Raw genomic sequence first — 22486 nt, 5'->3', positions numbered from 1 at the left:
CCGTTTGTCTCATTCATCTCAATATTTACGCCGCAAATTATTCGAAATCGGCAACAATTAATTCCAGATGCGGCATCGCACAACGGCAACGCACAGGCATACGATTACGTCCACTCATCCACGAAGCGATCAACAACAAGGAGTCCGCATGAAACCCAGCGATGTCCGATCGAAAGCGTTTGCGATGCCGTTGACCAGCCCTGCGTTCCCGATGGGCCCGTACCGTTTCGTCGATCGTGAGTTTCTGATCATCACGTACCGCACCGATCCGGACCGCCTCCGTGAAATCGTCCCCGAGCCGCTGCAGGTCACCGAGCCGCTCGTCCACTACGAATTCATTCGCATGGCCGATTCGACCGGCTTCGGCGATTACACCGAAAGCGGCCAGGTGATCCCGGTCGAATACAACGGTCAGGCGGGCGGCTATACGCTCGCGATGTATCTCGACGATCATCCGCCGATCGCCGGCGGCCGCGAGCTATGGGGCTTCCCGAAGAAGCTCGCGTCGCCCACGCTGCACGTGAACACCGATCACATCCTGGGCACGCTCGACTACGGCAAGGTGCGCGTCGCGACCGGCACGATGGGCTACAAGCACAAGGAACTCGACATCGACGAGCAGACGAAGCGGCTCGCCGGCCCCAATTTCCTGCTGAAGATCATCCCGCACGTCGACGGCACCGCGCGCGTCTGCGAACTGGTGCGCTATTACATGCAGGACATCAAGATGAAGGGCGCATGGACGGGCCCCGCATCGCTGGAGCTGGCGCCGCACGCGCTCGCGCCGGTGGCCGATCTGCCGGTGCTCGAGATCGTCGAGGCGCGCCACCTCGTCGCGGATTTGACGCTGGGCCTCGGCGAAGTCGTCTACGATTACCTGGCTCAGTAACACGTCCGCAGTCCTTTCTCCCTGTCAATCCTTTCACCACGGGAATTCGAACATGAGCAACCTGAATGGCAAGACCGCAGTCGTCACGGGCGCCGCGAGCGGCATCGGCAAGGAAATCGCACTGGAGCTCGCCAAGGCAGGCGCGGCCGTCGCGATCGCCGACCTGAACCAGGACGGCGCGAACGCGGTCGCCGACGAGATCAACAAGGCAGGCGGCAAGGCGATCGGCGTCGCGATGGACGTGACCAACGAGGAAGCCGTGAACACCGGCATCGACAAGGTGGCCGAAGCGTTCGGCTCGGTCGACATCCTCGTGTCGAATGCGGGCATCCAGATCGTCAATCCGATCGAGAACTACTCGTTCGCCGACTGGAAGAAGATGCAGGCGATCCACGTGGACGGCGCGTTCCTGACGACGAAGGCCGCGCTCAAGCACATGTACAAGGACGATCGCGGCGGCGTCGTGATCTACATGGGTTCGGTGCACTCGCACGAAGCGTCGCCGCTGAAGTCGGCGTACGTGACGGCCAAGCACGGTCTGCTCGGCCTGGCGCGCGTGCTGGCGAAGGAAGGCGCGAAGCACAACGTGCGCTCGCACGTCGTGTGTCCGGGCTTCGTGCGCACGCCGCTGGTCGACAAGCAGATTCCGGAGCAGGCGAAGGAGCTCGGCATCAGCGAAGAGGAAGTGATCAAGAAGGTGATGCTCGGCAACACGGTCGACGGCGTGTTCACGACGGTGCAGGACGTCGCGCAGACGGTGCTGTTCCTGTCGGCGTTCCCGAGCGCCGCGCTCACGGGCCAGTCGTTCATCGTCAGCCACGGCTGGTTCATGCAATGAAGCCGCACGCCCGCACCGAAAAGCAGGCCGTGGATGCGGCGGACCTGCACCACGAAGCCGGCGCGCCGGCGGCCGCACGGTCGCTGCCGTACGAAACGATCGCGCTCGTCCTGCAGGGCGGCGGCGCGCTCGGCGCGTACCAGGCCGGCGTGTTCGAAGGGCTGCACGAGGCGGGCATTCCGCTCGACTGGATCGCGGGCATCTCGATCGGCGCGCTCAACACCGCGCTGATCGCCGGCAATGCGCCCGAGCATCGCGTCGAGCGCTTGCGCGAATTCTGGGAAACGATCTGCCAGCCGGCGTTCTTTCCGACGATTCCGGCCGCGTTCGAATTCGCGCTGTTCAACAGCATCGACCAGGTCCGCACGTTCTTCACCGCGTCGCAGGCCGCCAGCGCGATGATGCAGGGCCAGCAGGGCTTCTTCGTGCCGCGCTTTCCGCCGCCGCTGCCGGGCGTGTCCGACCATCCTGAAAAAATCAGCTGGTACGACACGTCGGCGCTGCGCGCGACGCTGCTGAAACTGTGCGATTTCGACCGGATCAATTCGGGCGAGACGCGCGTGTCGGTCGGCGCGGTCAACGTCGGCACCGGCAACTTCGTGTACTTCGACAACTCGCGCATCCGTCTCGCGCCCGAGCATTTCATGGCGTCCGGTGCGCTGCCGCCCGCGTTCCCGCCCGTCGAGATCGACGGCGAGTATTACTGGGACGGCGGTGTCGTGTCGAACACGCCGCTGATGGAAGTGCTCCGCGCCCGGCCGCGCCGCGACACGCTCGCGTTCCAGGTCGATCTGTGGAGCGCGCGCGGGCCGCTGCCGCGCACGATGGCCGACGTCGCCGAGCGCACGAAGGACGTGCAGTACTCGAGCCGCACGCGTTTCGTCACCGACACGCTGCAGCGCGAACAGCGCTACCGCAACGTGCTGCGCCACGTGCTCGAACAGGTGCCGGAAGAGCAGCGCAAGAACGACCCGTGGTGCGTCGAGGCCGAAGCGATGTCGAGCGGGAAGAAGTACAACATCCAGCATCTGATCTATCAGCAGAAGGCGTACGAGCATCACTACAAGGACTATCAGTTCGGTCTGTCGACGATGCGCGACCACTGGTCCGCGGGTCTCGACGACATCCGCAAGACGCTCGCGGTGAAGGACGGCCTCGCGCTGCCCGTCAACGACGCGGGCTTCGTCACGCACGACATTCACCGCCGCCGGTAATGCCGTGTGCAACGGGCCGGCATGCTGCATGCGCCGGCCCGTCCTCCTTTCCGATTCGACATGCCGATTTTCATTGCGCTATTCGCGCTCATCGCCCTCGGATGGGGCGCCGTTCACCTGTTTCACGTCATCGCCGCGCAGTTCGGCCAGCCGGTCGCGATCGCGGCCGCCGTGCTGGCCGCCGCGCTCCTGGTCGCGCTGATCGCGTGGTGGCTCAAGCGTCGCCGCGACATCGCACCGAACACGAAGGAAGAAGGCTGGACGCACGTCGTGCATCGCGCATGGGGCGAGTTGCGCGTGTCCGCGACGCAAGGGCTGCTGTGGCTGTCGCATGACGGCGCGGACGGCCGCTATACGCTGTCGCAGCTCGACGGCTGCGAGGCCGCGCCGATCGACGGCCGCTGGCATCTCGTCGTGCGCGTGCGCGACGCCGTGCGCGGCGAATGGAAGCTGCCGATGATGGACAAGCGCGATGCGCAGCGCTGGGCGCGCGTGCTCACGCTGGCGAAGGACAACCGGCTCTGAATCTGAACGCGCGTGCGGGCCGCATGGCTCGCACGGGCCGATCGCACAATGATCGGCTATCGCGCACCGAGCGCCCACAGCGCGTCGAGCACGTGCTGCGTCGCCCGTTCGACCGGGCCGGCACGATGGGCAATCCCCAGCTCGCGCCACAACGCCGGCCGTAGCGGCCGCATGACGATGCGCGCATCCGGCAGCGGGGCACCCGCCTCGTGCGGCAGCAGCGTCGCGCCGTACCCCGCGGCGACCAAGCTCTTGATCGCATCGTTGTAGTTCAGTTCGATCCGCGGCTCGGGCCGATGACCGCCGAGCGCGAACCATTCGGTCGTGAGCCGCGACAGGCGCGTCGTCGCATCGTTGAGGATCAGCGGCCGCGCGGCCAGATACGCCGGCGTCACACGGGCCGGAAGCGGCCAGTCCGCAGGCAGGAAAGCCATCACCGGATCGCGGCGCCACGGCCGGATCGACAGCCCCGCGACCGGCGCCTGCGGCAGCGCAACCAGCCCGACATCGAGCGTGCCTTGTGCAATGCGCGCCAGCGTGTCCTGCGACGTGAGCACCGCGATCTGCACGTCGATATCCGGATGCTGCGCGCGCAATCCGGCCACCGCCTGCGGCAACAGATGCGCGATCGCGCCGGTCGATGCGCCGAGCCGGACGCGCCCGCTCAACCCCTGCACCTGTCGCTGCACGTCGTCCAGCGTGGCTTCGACCTCGGCCAGCAGGCGCCGCGCCCGCTCCACCAGCACTTCGCCGATCACCGACGGGCGCACGTTGCCGCGTGTGCGCGACAGCAGCGGCGCGCCGACGCGGCTTTCCAGCTCGGCGACATGCAGACTGACGGTCGGCGGGGCGAGGTGAAGCCATTGCGCCGCCGCCACGAAGGAACCCTGGTCCGCGATCGCGACCAGCGTACGCAGGCGGTCCAGACTGATCTCGCGCATCGCATCCCTCTCGTTCAGGAAAGCTGAATCATACGATCAGCAAATTCAACTTTTCCTATTCTAGGCGTTCGGTGGACGATACGGTTTCCCCCGACGACCGAACGCGACGCACACGACCATCATGAGCTTCCCCACTGTCTTCATCGACGGCGACCAGGGCACGACCGGGTTGCAGATTCACGCGCGTCTGCGCGACCGCACCGACGTACGGCTGCTCACGCTTCCCGCCGCCGAACGCAAGGACCCCGCGCGCCGCGCCGATGCACTCAACGCGTGCGATATCGCCATCCTGTGCCTGCCCGACGCGGCCGCGCGCGAAGCGGTCGGCTTCATCCGGAACCCGGCGGTACGCGTGATCGACGCGAGTTCGGCCCATCGCACGCAGCCCGACTGGGTCTACGGCTTTCCCGAGATGGCCGACGGACACGCGCAGGACATCGCACATGCGAAGCGCGTGACCAATCCCGGCTGCTACCCGACCGGCGCGATCGGCCTGCTTCGCCCGCTGCTGCAGGCCGGGCTGCTGCCGCGCGACTACCCGGTGAGCATCCACGCGGTGTCCGGTTACTCGGGCGGCGGCCGGGCGGCCGTCGACGCATTCGAATCGGCCGACGCCGCCACGCGCGCGTTGCCGCTGCAGGTGTACGGCCTCGCGCTCGAACACAAGCACGTGCCCGAGATCCGGCAGCATGCGGGGCTCGCGCACCGCCCGTTCTTCGTGCCGGCCTACGGTGCCTATCGGCAAGGCATCGTGCTCACCATTCCGATCGAGCTGCGGCTGCTTCCGGCCGGCGCGACCTGTGAGCGGCTGCACGCGTGTCTCGCGCACCACTACGCGGACGCGCGCCACGTCGACGTGACACCGCTCGCGGACGCCGCCGCGGCAACGCATCTCGATCCGCAAGCGCTGAACGGCACCAATGATCTGCGGCTCGGCGTGTTCGTCAACGAAGCGCGCGGCCAGGTGCTGCTGTCCGCGGTGTTCGACAATCTCGGCAAAGGCGCATCCGGCGCGGCCGTGCAGAATCTCGACTTGATGCTCGGTGCGTCGAGCGCCGTGTAACGCGCCCGCAGGCGCCGTCGACGGCGCCTGCGCACGCCCCCGTAAAAGCTCACCTTTAGCCGGTTTCAGGCCGTGTCGTCGCTCGCGACGGCGTTCAGGCCGGCCAGCGTCTCCACCAGAAAATCCACGCACACGCGCACCTTCGCCGACGCCGCGACGCGTTCCGGATACACGGCCCAGATGTTCGCGGGCTGAAGCGCGTCCGGCAGCACGCGGCACAACGCGCCACGTTCGATCAGCGGCCCGGCCTCCCAGATCGAGCGCAGCACGATGCCGCGCCCGGCCAGCGCCCATTGCACGGCCACCTCGCCATGGTTTGTCGACAGCGCGCCGCCGACCTTCACCGTGGCCGTTTCGCCGCGCACGGTCAGCCGCCATACGCCGAACGGATGATCGCGCTCCTTGATCGCGAGACAGTCGTGCGAGGCCAGATCGGCCAGCGAGCGCGGCGTTCCGCGGCGGGCCAGATAGTCGGGCGACGCGCACAGCACGCGATGGTTCGTGGCGAGGCGGCGCGCGATCAGGTGATCGGCGATCTCGTCGCCGATGCGCACGTCGAGGTCGTAGCCTTCGCCGGCCACGTCGACGAGCCGGTCGAACAGATCGAGCCGCACGTTCAACTGCGGATAGCGCGCGCTGAAGTCGAGCAGCGCCGGCGCGACGACGTGCCGGCCGAAGCCGAAGCTGCTCGACAGGCGCAGCGTGCCGCGCGGCACCGTGCGCGTGGTCGACACGTCCTCGACGAGATGATCGACGTCGTCGAGAATCTTCTCCGCGCGCGCGAACACGCGTTCGCCGGCTTCGGTGACCGTCATGCGGCGTGTCGAGCGATGCAGCAGGCGCGTGCCGAGCTGCGCCTCGAGCATCGCGATGCGCTTGCTGACGTACGCGGGCGATACCGCGAGCTGCTCGGCGGCCGCGCTGAAGCTCGCGAGGCGGACAACCAGGCTGAACACGCGCAGGTCGTCGAGGTTCGGCGATTTATTCACGATTCGTGGAAAGTCGATTAACTTTTGCGTGATTTTAATCCGGATGGAAATAAATAGAATGACGTGACGGGCCGTTGCCTTCCCGGCAGCTGGCCGACCAGCCAAGGAGATTTGCATGACCGACAGGACTTACAGGATTGCCGTGATCCCCGGCGACGGCATCGGCCGCGAAGTGATGCCCGAGGGGCTGCGCGTGCTCGCCGCCGTGACCGCGCGCTTCGGCGTGCGCTTCGACTTCGTCGAGATCGACTGGGCGAGCTGCGACTACTACGCGCGGCACGGCAAGATGATGCCGGACGACTGGAAAGCGCAGCTGTCGGACATGGATGCGATCCTGTTCGGCGCGGTCGGCTGGCCGGCGACCGTGCCCGATCACATTTCGCTGTGGGGCTCGCTGCTGAAATTCCGCCGCGAATTCGACCAGTACATCAACCTGCGGCCCGCGCGCCTGTTCGACGGCGTGCCGTCGCCGCTCGCCGGCCGCCGCGCCGGCGACATCGACTTCATGATCGTGCGCGAGAACACCGAGGGCGAATATTCGTCGGTGGGCGGCACGATGTTCGAAGGCACCGAACGCGAAGTCGTGATGCAGCAGTCGGTCTTCACGCGGCACGGCACCGAGCGCGTGCTGAAATTCGCGTTCGAGCTCGCGCAGCGGCGCGCGAAGCGCGTGACCGTCGCGACGAAAAGCAACGGCATCGCGATCAGCATGCCGTGGTGGGACGCGCGCGCGGCCGAGATGGCCGAACGCTATCCGGAAATCGCGGTCGACAAGCAGCACATCGACATACTGTGCGCGCGCTTCGTGCTGCAACCGGACCGCTTCGACGTCGTCGTCGCGTCGAACCTGTTCGGCGACATCCTGTCGGATCTCGGGCCGGCGTGTACGGGCACGATCGGCATCGCGCCGTCGGCGAACCTGAACCCCGACCGCACGTTCCCGTCGCTGTTCGAACCCGTGCACGGTTCCGCACCCGACATCGCGGGGCAATACATCGCGAATCCGGTCGCGATGATCTGGTCGGCGGCGATGATGCTCGACTTCCTCGGCAACGGCACGGGCCGCGAACGCGACGCGCACGATGCGATCGTCGCCGCCATCGAGGACGTGCTGCGCACGGGGCCGCGTACCCGCGATCTCGGCGGCCATGCAGGCACGCAGGAAGTGGGCGAGGCGATCGCCGCGCGGGTCGCCGGTTGAGGGGCGCGTCCGGCGTTCGCGCCGGGCGGCACTGCGTGAATAGTCTGCGGTGAGCGGCGCGCGATGCGGTTGCGCACTTGTGCAGACTCCGCCGATACGTCGCGGTGGAGTCGAGCGGTGAGCGACGGCACATCGCAACGCGCACTGTTTGCGCGGATCTTCGTTGACGTCGAAATCAATTCGATCGGTGAGTTGCACGTCGCGCTCGCACCCACCGATCGTCAACACACGTTCGCTTCGACGCGATCGGTGAGATGCATCACGCGACGACGCACACCGCAGCACGTCGAGACATCCGCCGCTTCATCGGGCGCAAGGCCGCGTCGAGTCGAAGCACACAGTCCGACGCAGCATTTCACCTCGTCCCGAAAAATCTCACCTTCAGCGGACGGCTCCCGAATTTCCTCACCATTGAACCGCGGGGACGCGTTCGCCGCTCCGTTGAGCGCGTGCGCGGCATCACAGCCCGAGGTCGGACAGCCCCGGATGATCGTCCGGACGACGGCCAAGCGGCCAGTGATAAAGGCGGTCCGCCTCGCGAATCGGCAGATCATTGATGCTCGCGTGGCGATGCGCCATCAGGCCGTTCTCGTCGAACGCCCAGTTCTCGTTGCCGTACGAACGGAACCAGTTGCCCGCATCGTCATGCCACTCGTACGCAAAACGCACCGCGATGCGATTGCCGTCGAACGCCCACAGCTCCTTGATCAGCCGGTAGTCGAGTTCGCGCGCCCACTTCCGCTGCAGCAGCCCGACGATCTCGTCGCGGCCCGTCACGAATTCCGCGCGATTGCGCCAGCGGCTTTGCGGCGTATAGGCGAGCGAGACGCGTTGCGGGTCGCGCGTGTTCCACGCGTCCTCGGCGGCGCGCACTTTCTGGCGCGCCGTGTCGAGCGTGAAGGGCGGAACGGGCGGACGAACTTCGGGGGAAGCGGACATGGGTTGCTCCTGTTCAGGGTTGTGGCCGCGAACGCACGCAGCCGGTTCGGGTTCGCTGCGTCGGCTACCGCGACACGGCATCGAGCAGCAGTTCGGCCGTCGCGCGCGCATCGCGCGCGGCGTTTGCATCGCCACTGACGAGCGCCACGCCGATCGCGCCGTCGATCAACACGAGCCACTGACGCGCGATGCGCGCGAGCCCGCGGCGCTCGATGCCGGTTTCGTCGGCACAGGCGTCGAAGCGCTCGCGCACGAACGCCAGCAGACGCGCCTTGTGCATGCGGGCAACGACGCGCACGGGATCGTCGGCGTGGGGTATCTCTCCCGCCGTATTCAGGAACGCGCAGCCATGAAAGTCCGGCTGCCCGAACCAGTCGCGCAGCACGTCGAACATGCCGAGCAGTTGCGCGCGCGGCGTCTTGCCGCGCGCCAGCGTGGCGTCGACGAACCAGCGCATCCAGCGCTCGTCGCGACGTTCGAGCGCGGCGACCACCAGCGCCTCTTTCGATTCGAAATGCGAATAAAAGCTCTTTCGTGCCGCGCCGGATCGCTTGACGATCGCATCGACGCCGGTCGCATGGATGCCGCCCGAATAGATCAGCGCTTCGGCCGCGTCGAGCAGCCGGTCGCGCACGCCCGGTTCGCCGGAGGAGTCGAGAAGTGTGTTCATGGGTTTACGGTAGAACGATCGTTCTCCGCCGTCAACCTTCATGCGAAAAGCCCTGCCGGCGAGAGGGCCTCGTCGGGTCCTGGCGGAGACGTCGAGGCCGGCCGCGTTTACGACATTTTTTCTTGAAGCGGCGACGCGACGCTCACTACACTTCGGTCACCCTGTCTGGGCGAAAGGACATCATGCAGCGACCGGAATCCGCGCGCCCCGCGCGCGCCTATGCGGCTTATGCGAAGCGGCTCGACCGCCGCGTCATCGTGCGGCGCTTCGACCCGCGCAGCGATTCGTACGACACGCTGACCGCGCTGCTGCATCGCGCGTTCGCGCCGCTCGGCGCCTTGGGCTTCAATTGCCCGTGCGTCGATCAGCCGGCCGCGGCGACGCGCGAACGCGTGCTGACCGGCGAGTGCTTCGTCGCACTCGGCAACGCGCATCTGGTCGCGACGATGACGATGCGCTCGCACGATCCCGATTCGCGCTGCGATCCGTATCGCAGCCGGCGCGTCGCGACGCTCGAGCAGCTGGCCGTCGATCCGGTCTGGCAGGATCGCGGCATCGGCCGCGCGCTGCTCGCATTCGCGCAACGTCGTGCCGCCGCGCGCGGCGCGACGCATCTCGCGCTCGACGCGCCGTACGCGGCGGCTCGGCTCATCGCGTTCTATCGTCGCGACGGATTTCAGCCGGTCGACGTGGTGCGCTTTCCGGGGCACAACTACGACAGCACGATCCTGTGCAAGGCCGTCGGCGGCGCCGACGGCAGCACGCGCGCGCACGGCACGATACAGATCGACGTCGCGCGGCAAGCCGGTGCGGCATCGTGAAACCCGATGTGCGCAAGCGCGATGACGACGACGATCGCGCACGGCTCGCCATCCGGCAGGCACGCGTGCGGGCGGCGCTAAGGCTGCGTGGCGTGATGAAGCTGACGATCGTCACGATCGCGGTGGCGCACGTGTTGACGTTCGCGTTCGAAGGCGTGCTGGCCGCAGCCGGTTTCGCACCGGACGCGGCGGCCGTGCTGCTGTTCCGCTTCGCGACGTGCGCGCTCGTGAGCTTCTGGCTGCAGGCGGATGCGTTGCGCGCGTACCGGTACGCGGCGCAACACGGGTTCGTCACGGCTCCCGGCGCGCATGGCGATCCGCTCGACGTTGCGCCGCAGTGTCCGAAGCGCTGGCTCGTCGTGTTGAGCCTTCAGCTCGACCCGCGCGGATCGAATGGTGAACGGATCAAGTAGCGGTCGGCGCACCGATCGAAGCCGATCGCCCGCGCATCAGTGAGTCGCAACGCGGGGTGCGGCTCACGGTTGAGGTTTCGGTTCGGCATGATGTCGCATAGGGTGGCGGGCGAACGCGTGCACGCCAAGCGAAGCGGGGAACTGCGGGGAAGTGGAGAAACAGGCGCCGTATGGCGTGACGGGAGAGAAGCGAAGCAGCTGCCGACCGGTGAAGCGAACGTGCAATTGCCGGTCACCGATGCGGGATCGTGCGGCGATTCGGCACGCAAACACAGCTCCCGAATAATCTCACCTCAAGCGCTGCGTCACGCGTTTCGACGTGTGACGGTGCGCGTGCAAACGAAAACGGGGCAGGCGGCGATCGCGCCGCGCTGCCCCGTCTCGACACTCAGTCGACTCAGACGGTCCAGTCGAGAATCACCTTGCCGCTTTCGCCGGACAGCATCGCGGCGAAGCCTTGCTCGTAATCGTCGGCCGCGAAGCGGTGCGTGATGATCGGCGACAGGTCGAGGCCGCTCTGCAGCATCGCGACCATCTTGTACCAGGTCTCGAACATCTCGCGGCCGTAGATGCCCTTGATCTCGAGCCCCTTGAAGATCACCTGGTTCCAGTCGATCGCCGTCTGCGCGGGCGGGATGCCGAGCAGCGCAACCTTGCCGCCGTGGTTCATCGCCTCGAGCAGGCTCGTGAACGCGCTCGGCACGCCCGACATCTCGAGACCGACGTCGAAGCCTTCGGTCATGTGCAGGTCGGCCATCACGTCGCGCAGCGACTCGCGCGCGACGTTGACCGCCCGCGTCGCGCCCATCTTGCGCGCGAGCTCGAGCCGATAGTCGTTGATATCGGTGATGACGACGTTGCGCGCGCCGACGTGCTTCGCGATCGCGACGGCCATGATGCCGATCGGGCCCGCGCCGGTGATCAACACGTCCTCGCCGACGAGGTTGAACGACAACGCCGTGTGCGTCGCGTTGCCGAACGGATCGAAGATCGACGCGAGATCGTCGGAAATCTCCGGCGGAATCTTGAACGCGTTGAATGCCGGAATCGCCAGGTATTCGGCGAACGCGCCTTCGCGATTCACGCCGACGCCCACCGTGTTGCGGCACAGATGCCGGCGCCCGGCGCGACAGTTGCGGCAGAAACCGCACGTGATGTGACCTTCGCCGGACACGCGATCGCCGATCGCGAAGCCGCGCACTTCCTGCCCCATCTCGACGATCTCGCCGACGTATTCGTGGCCGACGTGCATCGGCACCGGAATCGTCTTCTGCGCCCAGTCGTCCCACTTCCAGATATGGATGTCGGTGCCGCAGATCGCCGTGCGGCGGATCTTGATCAGCACGTCGTTGTGGCCGACTTCGGGGCGCTTCACCCGCGTGAGCGTGAGGCCGGGGCCGCGTTCGAGCTTTGCCAGTGCTTTCATGGTCGCGCCTCCGTCAGATGATGCCGAGCGACTTGCCGACGCGCACGAACGCGGCGACCGTCTGGTCGATCTGCTCGGGCGTATGCGCGGCGCTCATCTGCGTACGGATGCGCGCACGGCCGCGCGGCACGACGGGGAACGAGAAGCCGATCACGTAGACGCCTTCGCCGAGCAGCCTGTCGGCCATGTTCGTCGCGAGCTGCGCGTCGCCGAGCATCACCGGGATGATCGGATGCGCGCCGGGCACGAGCGTGAAGCCGGCTTCGGTCATCTGCTTGCGGAACCGCGCGCCGTTCTCGCGCACGCGCTCGCGCAGCTTCGCGCCTTCGTCGCTGCCGAGCAGTTCCAGCACCTTCAGCGACGCCGCGGCGATGCTCGGCGTGAGCGTGTTCGAGAACAGATATGGACGCGAGCGCTGGCGCAGCAGCTCGATCACCTCGCGACGCGCGGCGACATAACCGCCCGAGGCGCCGCCGAGCGCCTTGCCGAGCGTGCCCGTGATGATGTCGACGCGGCCTTCGACGCCGCAGTGTTCGGGCGTGCCGCGGCCGTGCGTGCCGATGAAGCCGACCGCATGCGAATCGTCGACCATCACCAGTGCGCCGTAGCGATCGGCGAGATCGCAGATGCCTTTGAGATCGGCGATGATGCCGTCCATCGAGAACACGCCGTCGGTGGCGATCAGCTTGTGCCGCGCGCCCGCGGCATCGGCTTCCTTGAGCTTCGCCTCGAGGTCGGCGAGATCGTTGTTCTTGTAGCGGAAACGCTTCGCCTTGCACAGGCGAATGCCGTCGATGATGCTCGCGTGGTTCAGCTCGTCGCTGATCACTGCGTCGTTCTCGTCGAGCAATGTTTCGAACAGGCCGCCGTTCGCATCGAAGCAGCTCGAATAGAGGATGCTGTCCTCGGTGCCGAGAAACGCGGCCAGCGCGCTTTCCAGTTGCTTGTGGACGGTTTGCGTGCCGCAGATGAAGCGCACCGATGCCATGCCGAAGCCGTCCTGGTCGAGGCCGGCCTTCGCCGCATCGAGCAGGCGCGGATCGTTCGCCAGACCCAGATAGTTGTTCGCGCAGAAATTGAGCACGCCGGCACCGCCGGCGAGCCGCACGGCTGCCGCCTGGGGACTCGCGATCTCGCGCTCGGTCTTGTAAAAACCGTCCGCGCGGATCTGGTCGAGCGTCCCGCGCACCTGGGCGAGAAAGGCATCACGCATCGCAAAGCTCCTGACAGGGTTTCGCATTCCGCAGCGCACTGCTCGTGGCGGCGCAACGGCCTGCTACTGTTATAGTCGGTCGTTCGGTTGACCGCATTTATCCGATATTCCGAACTTGAATTCGAAATATCGAACAACTCTAAGCGAACGGAATCCAAATGGCAAGTTCCTCCGGCTCGCGGCGCCCGCCCGCCGCAGCCGCCCCGCAACCGCCGGCCGCGACCCCGCCGCGCGTGGGCGAGCAGATCCAGCGACTGCGCAACGAGCGCAAGCTGACGCTCGACGACCTGTCGCGCGCGGCCGGCGTATCGAAATCGATGCTCTCCGAGATCGAACGCGACAAGGCCAACCCGACGATCGCCGTCGCGTGGCGGCTGACGAACGCGCTCGGCATCACGCTCGACGAACTGTTCTCGCAGCCGAAGGCGCCCGAGACGATTCGCGTGGACGGCCCGCATGACATTCCGACGCTCGCCGGCCACGACGGCCGGTACCAGCTGCGCGTATGGGGCCCGATCGACCTCGCCGGCAAGTTCGAGTGGTACGAGCTGACGCTGCCCGGCGGCGGCGCACTGGTATCGAACGCGCACGAACCGGGCACGCGCGAACATCTCACCGTGCTGCAGGGCGCGATGGAAATCGAGGCCGCCGCCGCCAGCCGACGCCTGAAGACGGGCGACACCGCACGCTACCCGGCCGACGAGCCGCATGCGATCCGCAATCCCGGCAAGGCCGAAGCGCGGGCACTGCTGATCGTGATCCATCGCTGACGGCGCGGATAGTCGGCCAAAAGGCCAATCGCAGGCCTGTTGCGGAAAACACTGTATGTTTGTACAGTATACGGACATTCCGCCATGCACGGGCCGGAGCCGGCGCACCGAGGCGCCCGCCCTGGTCGACAGGAGCCTGCAATGACAGAAGAACAAGATTTGGCCGCGCTCAGCTTCAAGGCTGCCGCGCACGACCTCGAATTGATCGTCCGCCATATCGCCGGGCGCTACATCCGTCAGCGCGTGCCGCTGACGTGGCGCCTGCTGCACGCGATCGAAGCCGAAGCGCTCGCCGATCTCGGCTTTGCGAGCCGGCACGACGCGGGCATGCGCCAGTTGTTCGAACGGCCGTCGGACATGACGTTTCCCGAAACCGACGATCCGATCGACTTCGGGCGCTCGAATGCGCTGCCCGCGGTCTTTTCGTTCGCCGTTCTCGCCTATGAAGCCGCGGCAACGGCGCACGACACCGCGCGTCCCGCGCGCGCGCTGCGCCCGTCCAAGGCGTGGGGAGACTGATGGCCCAGCCCCGGCCGAGCCGCACGGCGGCCGATTCACCCGTTCGCTGCCCGAGACGTTGCGGAAAGGGCTACCATATACGCAACTAACGGAATTAATACCATGTCCCTTCCCGCCGCTCCCGACACTGCCGCACACCCGGAAGAAAAGGATCTGTTCGATCGCGATGCGTCCGACTGGGTCGCGTCGCCCGAAGCTGCGTTCGACGCATGGCTGGCCATGCAGGACTATCGCCGCTCGTCAGCCGATGTCTATCGCGCACAGTGGGGCGCGTTTCTCGCGTGGATGCGCGCGCATCAAAAGAACCTGGCGACGGTCGATACACCGACCATCGCGAACTTCGTCGGCGAGTTGCCGATCAAGAAAACGCAGCGGATGCGCTATCTCCGGCTGATCGAGCGCGTGCTCGACCATATCCGCCGCACCGAGTACGCGTCGACCAATCCGGCCCGCTTCATTGCTCAGGATGGCGAAGCGAACTGGCGCAAGGCGCGCGACAACGAGCCGACCGGTTTCCTCACGCCGGCAGAGCGCGCGACGTTGCTCGCCTATCTGTTTTCGCCGATCGGCGTATCGGGTTCCGCATACTGGAAGGAGCGTCGCGACCGCGCGCTCGTCGCTGCATTTCTCGGCGCCGGCATCAAAACCGGCGAAGCGCGCTCACTTACGATTAGTTGCATCAATACGAGTGGCACGTCGCTGCGGATCGAGTCGACGCATCCGGATTATTCGCGGGAGACCCATCTGGCCTCGTTTGCGATCGCTTTGCTCGAAGCCTGGCTCACCGAGCGCAAGCGCCAGGAGATTCCGGGAGAACTCGTCTTCCCCGCATCGCATGCCGGGCGACCGATGCACAAGGCGACGATGCTGCGCGCGATCGATGCGATCGTCGAATCGGCCGGGCTCACGTCGTCACGCACCGCGCGCGCCAGCCCGCAAACATTGCGCAACACCTATGCGGCGGAATTGTTCGAGCACGACGTGCCGCCCGAGCGGGTCGGCAAATGGCTGGGCTTCATGCGGCCGATCTCGTCGAATCGCCTGCATCGCGCGTGGAAAAACTGGCGCGACGGGCTGGCCGACCACAACGGTGACGCGTCCGACCGCGACGAAACTCACTGATCGGGAACCGGCTGCTCACGCGAACCGATCCGTGAGCAGCCTTGTGTGGCGCAGCCTCACCGTTTCACAGCTCCCGAAAAATCTCACCTCAAGCTTCCCGGATCATCTCACCTGTGCGGCGCCGCTGGCCTCCCGGTCAGGTGTGCGCAAAACGCGCGACGGCTTCGAAGCGGGACGGCCAGGTGCCGGAAGCGTGCTCGCACTCGGGGCACGCGACTTCAAAACCTTCGTCGCCGTGCGACAGTTCCGGTTCGCCATCGCAATGCGGGCACTGGGTCGGCGCCGGAATCTCGTGATCCAGCGCGGTGCCGATCGCGGCATACGCATCCGCGTCGAGTTGTCCCGCCTCGGCCAGGCGCCGGATCAGCGCGGCGATTTCCGGATTCATTCCGCGGTTCGCGCGCAACGAACTCACGTCACGCGTTGCGCGCTCCAGTTCGTCGCTCTGCGTACGCAGCTGTTCTTCGAGCCGGTCGGCGCGCGCCTTGGCCGAACTCAATTGCTGCAGGAAATCGAACTCCTTGCGCTGGACGTCGCGCAACCCGCTCTGGTAGGTCGACGCCATGCTGCGCAACGAGTCCAGTTCGACCAGCATCGGTTTGACGCGACGCTCGGCTTCGGCCACCGCATCCTTGATTTGCTGCGCATAGTGCTCGGTACGCTGCTGTAATTCGGCTTGCAGCGCATCGATGCGGTCGCGCAGGGCGGCGTTCTGTGCCTGTTCGGCTTCGATCCGGCCGGCAGCCGCGGCCAGTTCCTTTTCCAGTCGTGCGACTGTGGTGAGCAACGTTGCTTCGCTTGCCGAACCGTGAGTCGTTTGCGACGCGAGCTGAACCTCAAGTTCGGTTACCCGCGCCTGCAATTGTTCGTTTCTCGCTTCCCCGCGCGCGAGCGCCCCTTCGAGCGTTTCCTGGCGGACGGTTGCGTCACGCAACCGCTGTTCGGCTTCGGCCATGTCGGCGCGAACCTGCTCGCGGTCGCCATCGAGGCTGTCGCGCGCCGCTTTCAATGCTTCTTCATAGAGTGCGCCCAGCAACGCGCCGGCTTTTTCCTCGACGGCTTTCGGGATCGCCGCGCCGTCCAGCCTGATCTTGGACGCGGAACGAATGCGCTCCCAGAAATGGTCGATGTCTTTCGGGATGTCGCTGGCGCTGCCGGTCTGGGTGAGATCGCGGACGTTGGCGGCCGAGGGCCGGATGCCGAGATCGAAGAACAAGCGTTTGCACGCATGCAGTGACAGTTCCTGGCGCCGTGCACCGCTTGCGCGCAGCGATTCCAGTTCTTCCCGAATGACTTGACGCATTTCGTCCAGGGTCATGACCACACTCGCAGACTATGAAATGTTGCAATCATAACGAAATACGTATTTCTTGATACTTGTTTCGGGGGTCCGTTGTGAATTTACGTCGTTTTGCACAGAAATCGGATCCGCGCGCCCATCTGGTCGAAGGAGGCCCGGAATTCCGTGAAACAAAGCGAAGAAAGTCAGCCAAGTCCTTGTCCTGCAAGCATTTTCCAGTGAACCGCGAATTTCGGCCTTTGTTTCACATGACACCGGATCCGGTTGCCGTTCGGTGTTCAGGGGTTGAGGTGTCTGTGGAAAACTCGTCAGCCGATGTCTTGAGAGTATTAGAAGTAAACACCCTTGAACCCTTAGTTAAAAACGTTAACGCCACGGCACAGCCTTATGGAGCAAGGCTTTCCGGCCGACAAGGTGAAGTTTTACGGGAGCCAAGGTGACCTTCTGCGGGAGCTGACGTGATGGGGTTCGGGGAGCTGCGTGAGCCGTTGCAGGAAGGGTCGTGAGCGGATTCGGGATCACAGTAAAACACGCGTTTTCCCAAAGGTGAGGGTTTTCGGGGCCTCACAGCCATGGAACCCGCGCTGTGCCTGACTGCACAGTTTTCTGCCTGTGCAGACATAGGTGAGAATTTGCAGGACCCGCTTCGCGCCCCGATTCTGCCCATCTTTTGGGCAGATTTGGCGAAAGGTGAGGTTTCACGGGACTCCACGGGAATTTGCTGTGAGGATTTCCGGGAAGCGAACGCCATTTTGCACAGCAAAAGTGCTCTCGGGGGCCTGTGATGCCCCAAAGGTGAGGTTTTTCGGGAGGGAAATCCGGGTTTTCCTGCCCCGATCCCGTTAAGGTGAGCTTTTTCGGGGCATGGATCACAGACCGTGATCCGGCTTGCAGGTGAGATTTTCCGGGAGCCGCAGGTGCTGAAAAAATGGGCAAAGGTGAGGCTTTTCGGGACCTGTTGCCGGCCAAATTCGCTGAAAAGCCCGCCAGGACTGGAAGAAATCTCGTTTTTGCTGTGCCACTTTTTGGCACAGGTGAGATTTTTCGGGGGCTGACATACGGTTGTCGTATGAAGGATTCCGGTCCAAAGGTGAGGTTTTTCGGGGGATCCTGGCGCGGCACAGCCAAATGCCTGCTGTGCATAAGTATCGGAAGAGATTGGAGTTTTTGATACCGCGCCGGTTACGGTGAGGTTTTTCGGGAGCGTTTTCCGTGCCCGCTGCTGTGCCGCATTTCGTCGGTAAGGTGAGCGTTTTCAGGAGTCGTTGGCAGCCGATCCCGCGCGGGTCGGGCGTTCGTCGGTAGCCGGATGAATCAGCAGGCTGTGCTTGAGGTGAGTATTTTCGGGACCGGATACGATTTGCGCGCTGTACAATGCGCGCCCGGGCTGGCCAAACACGCGCTGATCAGGCTGCGCGTGCCGGTTTCGACGGCGCTTTTGCATGTGTCGAAGCCGAATCGATCTCCCGGCGCGCCACGCCTGTACATGCATACAGGCCCGCTGGGCGGCGGTCGACGAGATCCGGTGAGGTGCAATCGCGAGCCGGTGTCGAACTCACGGCTGCGCAGTCGCAAAATTACGACAAATCGAAAGGTGAGCCGATACGGGAGCCAATTCCGCACGTGTCGAGCACAGGTGAAATTCTGTGAATCGGCGCATGCCGCGGCACGTCTGGAAGAGTCCGGAACGCCGCAACGGCGGACCGGTGAGCGTTTTCGGGAGCCGTTCGGGTGAGTGCCGTTTTGCCGGCGAGCTTCACCGGCTATGGTGAGCATGTCGTTCTGGACGCACATCACCGCAGGCGCTATCCTTCCGGGAAACTTCTCCTCCGACCCGACGTATGGCCACGACGAAGCGCGCCAAGAAAACCGATGTGGATGTGGTGAGTGCCAGTTCAGCCGAATTGCGAAAGGCCGTCGAGGCGATCGCCATTCAGCCGAAGAGCGGCAAGATCACGCTCCTCACTCGCAAGCTGTTCAATGTCCTGCTGGCCGTCGCGCAGCAGGCCGACGACTCGGGCGATACGTATCGCGCACTGCTGTCGGACATCGTCGCCAACTCCGCTTTCGATTCGAACGACACCGCCTTGGTGAAGGAACACCTGCGCCGCATGGTGTCGGTGCAGGTCGAATGGAGCACGGGGACGTCGAGCCAGAAGCCGGGCCGCAAGTGGGGGATCTCCACGCTGATCGCGGATGCGGAAATTCTCGAGGATCCGACCACCCGCCGCGTGTGGGTCGAATTCTCGTTCGCGCCGAAGATCAAGAAGAAGCTGCTCGACCCGGTCCAGTACGCGCGTCTGAGCCTGCAGTTCCAGAGCCAGCTGCGCAGCAGCGCGGGTCTCGCGCTGTACGAGATCTGCGTGCGCTACCTGACGAACCCGAGCCACCTGACGATGCGCGAGCCGTGGGAATGGTGGCGGCCGATCCTGTCGGGCACACCCGACACGGAAGCCGGCGACGAAGCGAAGCGCGAGTACAAGTACTTCAAGCGCGACTACCTGCGCCCGGCGATCGCGGAAGTCAACGCGGTCACGAACATCTTCGTCGAGCTGATCGAGCACCGCGAAGGGCGCCGGGTTGCCGAGATCCAGTTCCGCGTGACCGAGCGCAAGCAGCCGATGCTCGCGCTCGACGAACACCCGAACGTGTTCGACAGCACGCTGGTCGACCGGATGGTGAAGCTCGGGATCCCGCTGAAGGAAGCGCAGACGCTCTACGCGGACAGCGAGGAAAACCGGATTCGCGCCGCACTGCAGATGACCGAGCAGCGGATGCGCAGCACGACTCTCCCGCCGGTGCGCAGCGCGCCGGCGCTGTTCAAGGATGCGCTGAAGAAGGGGTATGCGCCGCCGGTCGAATCGGTCGACGCGCTGCCTGCCGGCACGCCGTCCGCGAAGGTCGCGGCTGCCCAGCCGGACGATCTGAAGGCCCGCCTGCTGAGCGAGTTCGCGGCGTTCCGCCGCAAGGAAGCGAAGGTGCTGTACGAAGAGCAGGGCGACGCGGAGCGCGAAGTGGCGCGCGAGTCGTTCGAATCCGAGGCATTGCCGACGATGGGCTCGCATCTGCGCGACGACTGGCGCAAGCGCGGCCTCGATTCCAAGCTGGCCGAGACGGCTTTTTTCGACTGGCTGGCCCAGAAGACCTGGGGCGAACCGACGGACGGCGACCTGCTGTCGTTCACGCTGAACCAGTCGCGGGCCGCTTGAGGCCCGCTCAGGCCCGTTGACGGGCCGCCGCCGGCTCCGCCCCCTGATCGGGCGGGACCGGCGCCCTCAATAGGCCCTGCGGGCCGTTTCCCTCACTCCGACAACAGCATCCGCTCGAGCTGCTCGAGAATCGCGTCGCGCTTGTCCTTCGGGAGGCCGCGCAGGCGCAATTCGATGCGGTCTTCGCCATACGACTTCAGGTCGCCGACCGACTTGCCGCCGAGCTTGATCTCGAGACGCTGCGCATAGCGCTGACGGCCTGCAGGCTTCGGCGTCTCCTGTGCCGCGACGCGACCCTTGACGATGTCCGACACCTGGCGCGTGCTGAGATCGTCCGACACGATCTTGTTGATCAGCCGCAGCGTGGCCTCGGTGCCGCGCGCATTGTGATAGCGGCCGACCTGATACGCCATGTTCGATCCGAAGCGATCGGGGCGTGCGACCATTTCCTGCATGATCGCTTCCGGCAACTTGCCGATCGACAGCGCGACGGCCACCGTCGACTCGTCGAGGCCGAGATGCTCGGAGAGTTCTTTCTGGCTCTGGAAATGCTTGTCGTCGAGGAAGCGGCGCCACACGACGGCGTTGTCGAACACCGTCTGCGAATCGCGCTGAACGTTCAGGTCGTAGCCGAGCTTGTAGCTCTGGATGCCGATCGGCACATCGATCACGATCGCTTTGACCGATTCCTTGTTCGCTTCCTTCAGCGCCCGCACGCGACGCCCGCCATCGCTGACGAAATATGTGCCCGGGTTGTCGTAATCCGGAATCACGTGGATCGCCTGCTGCTGTCCCTGCTTCGCGAGGTTGACCGCGAGTTCGGCAATCGACGATTTCAGATAGAAGTGCCGCGGGTTGAACGGGCTGTGCTTGATCGCCTTCAGCGGCAGCTCGATCACCTGCCCGGGTGCATAGCGATTCTCGAGACGCCACGCGCGATATTGCTGCGATTCGTCGATCGACGGATCGATCGTGAATTCCGGAGCAGGCGGCGGTGCGATGTCCTTCTTCGCGGATTTGGTCGGCGCCGGGGGCGGCGTCTCGGACTTGACGATGCCGTCGATCGCATTGAGCCGATCAAGCGCCGTGCGCTTCTCGCTCGTCGTGATATCCGGGCGCGCTTGGAATCCTTTGGCAAATTGGGAGGGTTTCATGTGACTCCTTTGTGCGCATAAAGTCAGGGCAGCATGGCGACGATTTCGTCGGCGCATGCGCGAATTTCGGCGGCGGCCAGCTTGCCGCCACGATCGTTCATCTGCAGCACGGTCTGACCGAGCGCCATCGCCTGCTTGTACGCTTCCCGAGTCGGAATCTGCGTCTTCAGCAGCGGGAAGCCGAGTTCCTCAAGCGCACGCTTGAGCTCACGGGTCAGCATGCGCTTCTCTTCGGTCTTGTTCAGCAGGAAGACCGCGCGGAGGTCTTCGTTCATCACCTGCGCCTGCTGAATCAGTTTGACCAGCCCGACGCTCGACCAGTAGTCGGCCGGCGACGACGACGTCGGAATCACGGCAATCGACGCGGCCAGCAGGACGACACCGGAGACTTTCTCGGTGATCGACGGCGGGCAGTCCACGACGATGATGTCGTAGTCGTTGATGAACTTCTTGATCTCGCGATGGATCTGGCCGTCGGCCTCGGCAAGGTTGACGACCGGAAACGGGATGCCGTTGTCGCTGTCGCCGGATGCGCTCGACCAGTGAACGAGCGTGTTTTGACGGTCTGCGTCGATGACGAGGACGCGCTTCCCTTTTTCATGGAACGCGGCGCCGAGATGCATGGCAATCGTGCTTTTGCCGACGCCACCTTTTTGTTGAGTGACTGCAATGATTTCCGCGGCCAATTTTCACTCCTGTTTTGGTCGTTGGAATTCTACAGGACGATATTTGAATTTCAATGAAATTGTCGTTCGACAACTACGCGTTGGCCATTCGGACGATCGGTTTATGCGCATAAACGAGCGGTGGATGTTCGATGGCTCGTTTGGACGGTGTGGTGAAGAGGAAGCGGCTGATGCCGAGTGATCGATGCCCTGCTCAGGATTACGTCTTCATGGGCGTATCGTCGGGGCCGTTCGTGGCAGAGATATCTCGACGCTCTCTCCTTTCGCGGGACGAGCCGCGTTGCCTGCGAGCCGCGAGTTTGTGCGCATAAAGACTGCGGAGGCCGATCGATGGGCTTCGTCGCTAGAGCGCATGGTATTCACTCGCGAGCGTCCGGCGTGAGCTGCGTGTCGTAGTCAGGTGCGTAGATCACGAGGTGCGTCGTTGAATGGACGTGCATGGAGGCAATGTCCTGCCGGGCCGTAGTGTTTATGCGCATAAACCAGAGGCAACGATAGGCCGCGACGAAGCGCCGTTGACAGAGACTACACCTGAGTCAGGCGGCAACGACGTCATGTCGGGGACGACGGTCTATCGATATAGC

General features: G+C 64.9%; 21 protein-coding genes. 12 read left to right on the top strand and 9 right to left on the bottom strand.

What is annotated here, in order from left to right; all coding sequences use genetic code 11:
• The first annotated feature begins 148 nt into the window (after positions 1-148).
• From KU887_RS26075 to KU887_RS26060, 4 genes are read left to right on the top strand one after another with little or no spacing between them, the layout of a single operon-like run.
• Positions 149-889, top strand: coding sequence for an acetoacetate decarboxylase (locus KU887_RS26075; RefSeq protein ID WP_006485181.1), 741 nt, complete (start codon positions 149-151; stop codon positions 887-889).
• Positions 890-941: 52 nt separating this feature from the next.
• A complete protein-coding gene (locus tag KU887_RS26070; protein WP_006485158.1) occupies positions 942-1727 on the top strand; it encodes a 3-hydroxybutyrate dehydrogenase in 786 nt (261 codons plus the stop codon).
• Complete coding sequence (locus KU887_RS26065) at positions 1724-2941, top strand: patatin-like phospholipase family protein (RefSeq protein WP_006496219.1); 1218 nt, start codon at positions 1724-1726, stop codon at positions 2939-2941. The genes KU887_RS26070 and KU887_RS26065 overlap by 4 nt, the downstream gene beginning before the upstream one ends.
• 60 nt (positions 2942-3001) lie before the next feature.
• Positions 3002-3466, top strand: a complete 465-nt coding sequence (locus KU887_RS26060; protein WP_034203099.1) for a hypothetical protein — start codon at positions 3002-3004, stop codon at positions 3464-3466.
• Positions 3467-3522: 56 nt separating this feature from the next.
• Here KU887_RS26060 and KU887_RS26055 read toward each other — a convergent pair whose 3' ends face one another.
• Positions 3523-4407 (bottom strand): LysR family transcriptional regulator, encoded by an 885-nt coding sequence (locus tag KU887_RS26055; RefSeq protein ID WP_006485167.1) that lies wholly within the window; start codon positions 4405-4407, stop codon positions 3523-3525.
• 121 nt (positions 4408-4528) lie between these two features.
• On the opposite strand from KU887_RS26055, the gene argC reads away from it, so the two are divergent.
• Positions 4529-5470, top strand: coding sequence for an N-acetyl-gamma-glutamyl-phosphate reductase (gene argC, locus KU887_RS26050; RefSeq protein WP_258255944.1), 942 nt, complete (start codon positions 4529-4531; stop codon positions 5468-5470).
• A 65-nt stretch (positions 5471-5535) separates the two neighbouring features.
• On the opposite strand, the gene KU887_RS26045 is transcribed toward argC, so the two are convergent.
• Entirely contained in the window at positions 5536-6459 is a 924-nt protein-coding gene (locus KU887_RS26045) for a LysR substrate-binding domain-containing protein (protein WP_006485150.1), read from the bottom strand.
• A gap of 115 nt (positions 6460-6574) precedes the next feature.
• Between KU887_RS26045 and KU887_RS26040 the strand changes: the two genes are divergently transcribed.
• Positions 6575-7660: a tartrate dehydrogenase gene (locus tag KU887_RS26040; protein ID WP_077020560.1), complete on the top strand. Its 1086-nt coding sequence runs from the start codon at positions 6575-6577 to the stop codon at positions 7658-7660.
• Positions 7661-8119: 459 nt separating this feature from the next.
• Here KU887_RS26040 and KU887_RS26035 read toward each other — a convergent pair whose 3' ends face one another.
• Entirely contained in the window at positions 8120-8599 is a 480-nt protein-coding gene (locus KU887_RS26035) for a nuclear transport factor 2 family protein (protein ID WP_006485164.1), read from the bottom strand.
• 64 nt (positions 8600-8663) lie between these two features.
• On the bottom strand, positions 8664-9269 hold the full coding sequence (locus KU887_RS26030; RefSeq protein ID WP_058902461.1) for a TetR/AcrR family transcriptional regulator: 606 nt from the start codon (positions 9267-9269) through the stop codon (positions 8664-8666).
• 182 nt (positions 9270-9451) lie between these two features.
• Here KU887_RS26030 and KU887_RS26025 point away from each other — a divergent pair, with 182 nt between their 5' ends.
• Positions 9452-10090 carry a GNAT family N-acetyltransferase gene (locus KU887_RS26025; RefSeq protein WP_060266748.1) on the top strand — a complete coding sequence of 213 codons (639 nt, stop codon included), beginning with the start codon at positions 9452-9454 and terminating at the stop codon, positions 10088-10090.
• A complete protein-coding gene (locus KU887_RS26020; protein WP_006493628.1) occupies positions 10087-10503 on the top strand; it encodes a hypothetical protein in 417 nt (138 codons plus the stop codon). The genes KU887_RS26025 and KU887_RS26020 overlap by 4 nt, the downstream gene beginning before the upstream one ends.
• Positions 10504-10900: 397 nt before the next feature.
• Here the strand turns inward: KU887_RS26020 and tdh are convergent, their stop codons facing one another.
• Both tdh and KU887_RS26010 read right to left on the bottom strand, forming a co-directional pair.
• Complete coding sequence (tdh, locus tag KU887_RS26015) at positions 10901-11929, bottom strand: L-threonine 3-dehydrogenase (protein ID WP_006480187.1); 1029 nt, start codon at positions 11927-11929, stop codon at positions 10901-10903.
• A gap of 13 nt (positions 11930-11942) precedes the next feature.
• Positions 11943-13142: a glycine C-acetyltransferase gene (locus tag KU887_RS26010; protein WP_006496225.1), complete on the bottom strand. Its 1200-nt coding sequence runs from the start codon at positions 13140-13142 to the stop codon at positions 11943-11945.
• A 158-nt stretch (positions 13143-13300) separates the two neighbouring features.
• On the opposite strand from KU887_RS26010, the gene KU887_RS26005 reads away from it, so the two are divergent.
• From KU887_RS26005 to KU887_RS25995, 3 genes are all read left to right on the top strand, one after another.
• On the top strand, positions 13301-13912 hold the full coding sequence (locus tag KU887_RS26005; protein ID WP_006496226.1) for a helix-turn-helix domain-containing protein: 612 nt from the start codon (positions 13301-13303) through the stop codon (positions 13910-13912).
• A 141-nt stretch (positions 13913-14053) separates the two neighbouring features.
• Complete coding sequence (locus KU887_RS26000; protein WP_006485149.1) at positions 14054-14431, top strand: DUF2471 family protein; 378 nt, start codon at positions 14054-14056, stop codon at positions 14429-14431.
• A 102-nt stretch (positions 14432-14533) separates the two neighbouring features.
• Positions 14534-15553 (top strand): tyrosine-type recombinase/integrase, encoded by a 1020-nt coding sequence (locus tag KU887_RS25995; RefSeq protein WP_006485171.1) that lies wholly within the window; start codon positions 14534-14536, stop codon positions 15551-15553.
• A gap of 136 nt (positions 15554-15689) precedes the next feature.
• Here the strand turns inward: KU887_RS25995 and KU887_RS25990 are convergent, their stop codons facing one another.
• Positions 15690-16871, bottom strand: coding sequence for a DNA-binding protein (locus KU887_RS25990; protein WP_006485168.1), 1182 nt, complete (start codon positions 16869-16871; stop codon positions 15690-15692).
• A gap of 1823 nt (positions 16872-18694) precedes the next feature.
• Here KU887_RS25990 and KU887_RS25985 point away from each other — a divergent pair.
• Positions 18695-20062 (top strand): replication initiation protein, encoded by a 1368-nt coding sequence (locus tag KU887_RS25985; RefSeq protein ID WP_006480193.1) that lies wholly within the window; start codon positions 18695-18697, stop codon positions 20060-20062.
• A gap of 92 nt (positions 20063-20154) precedes the next feature.
• Here the strand turns inward: KU887_RS25985 and KU887_RS25980 are convergent, their stop codons facing one another.
• Together KU887_RS25980 and parA are read right to left on the bottom strand one after the other, a co-directional pair.
• Positions 20155-21216 (bottom strand): ParB/RepB/Spo0J family partition protein, encoded by a 1062-nt coding sequence (locus tag KU887_RS25980; RefSeq protein ID WP_062885083.1) that lies wholly within the window; start codon positions 21214-21216, stop codon positions 20155-20157.
• Positions 21217-21239: 23 nt separating this feature from the next.
• Entirely contained in the window at positions 21240-21902 is a 663-nt protein-coding gene (gene parA / locus KU887_RS25975) for a ParA family partition ATPase (RefSeq protein WP_006480195.1), read from the bottom strand.
• Positions 21903-22486 lie beyond the last annotated feature (584 nt).

The sequence above is a fragment of the Burkholderia sp. EMB26 genome, assembly GCF_024730645.1.
Taxonomy (GTDB): domain Bacteria; phylum Pseudomonadota; class Gammaproteobacteria; order Burkholderiales; family Burkholderiaceae; genus Burkholderia; species Burkholderia cenocepacia.
Note: the sequence above shows the minus strand (reverse complement) of the source record. Positions and strands in the feature narration are given on the sequence as shown.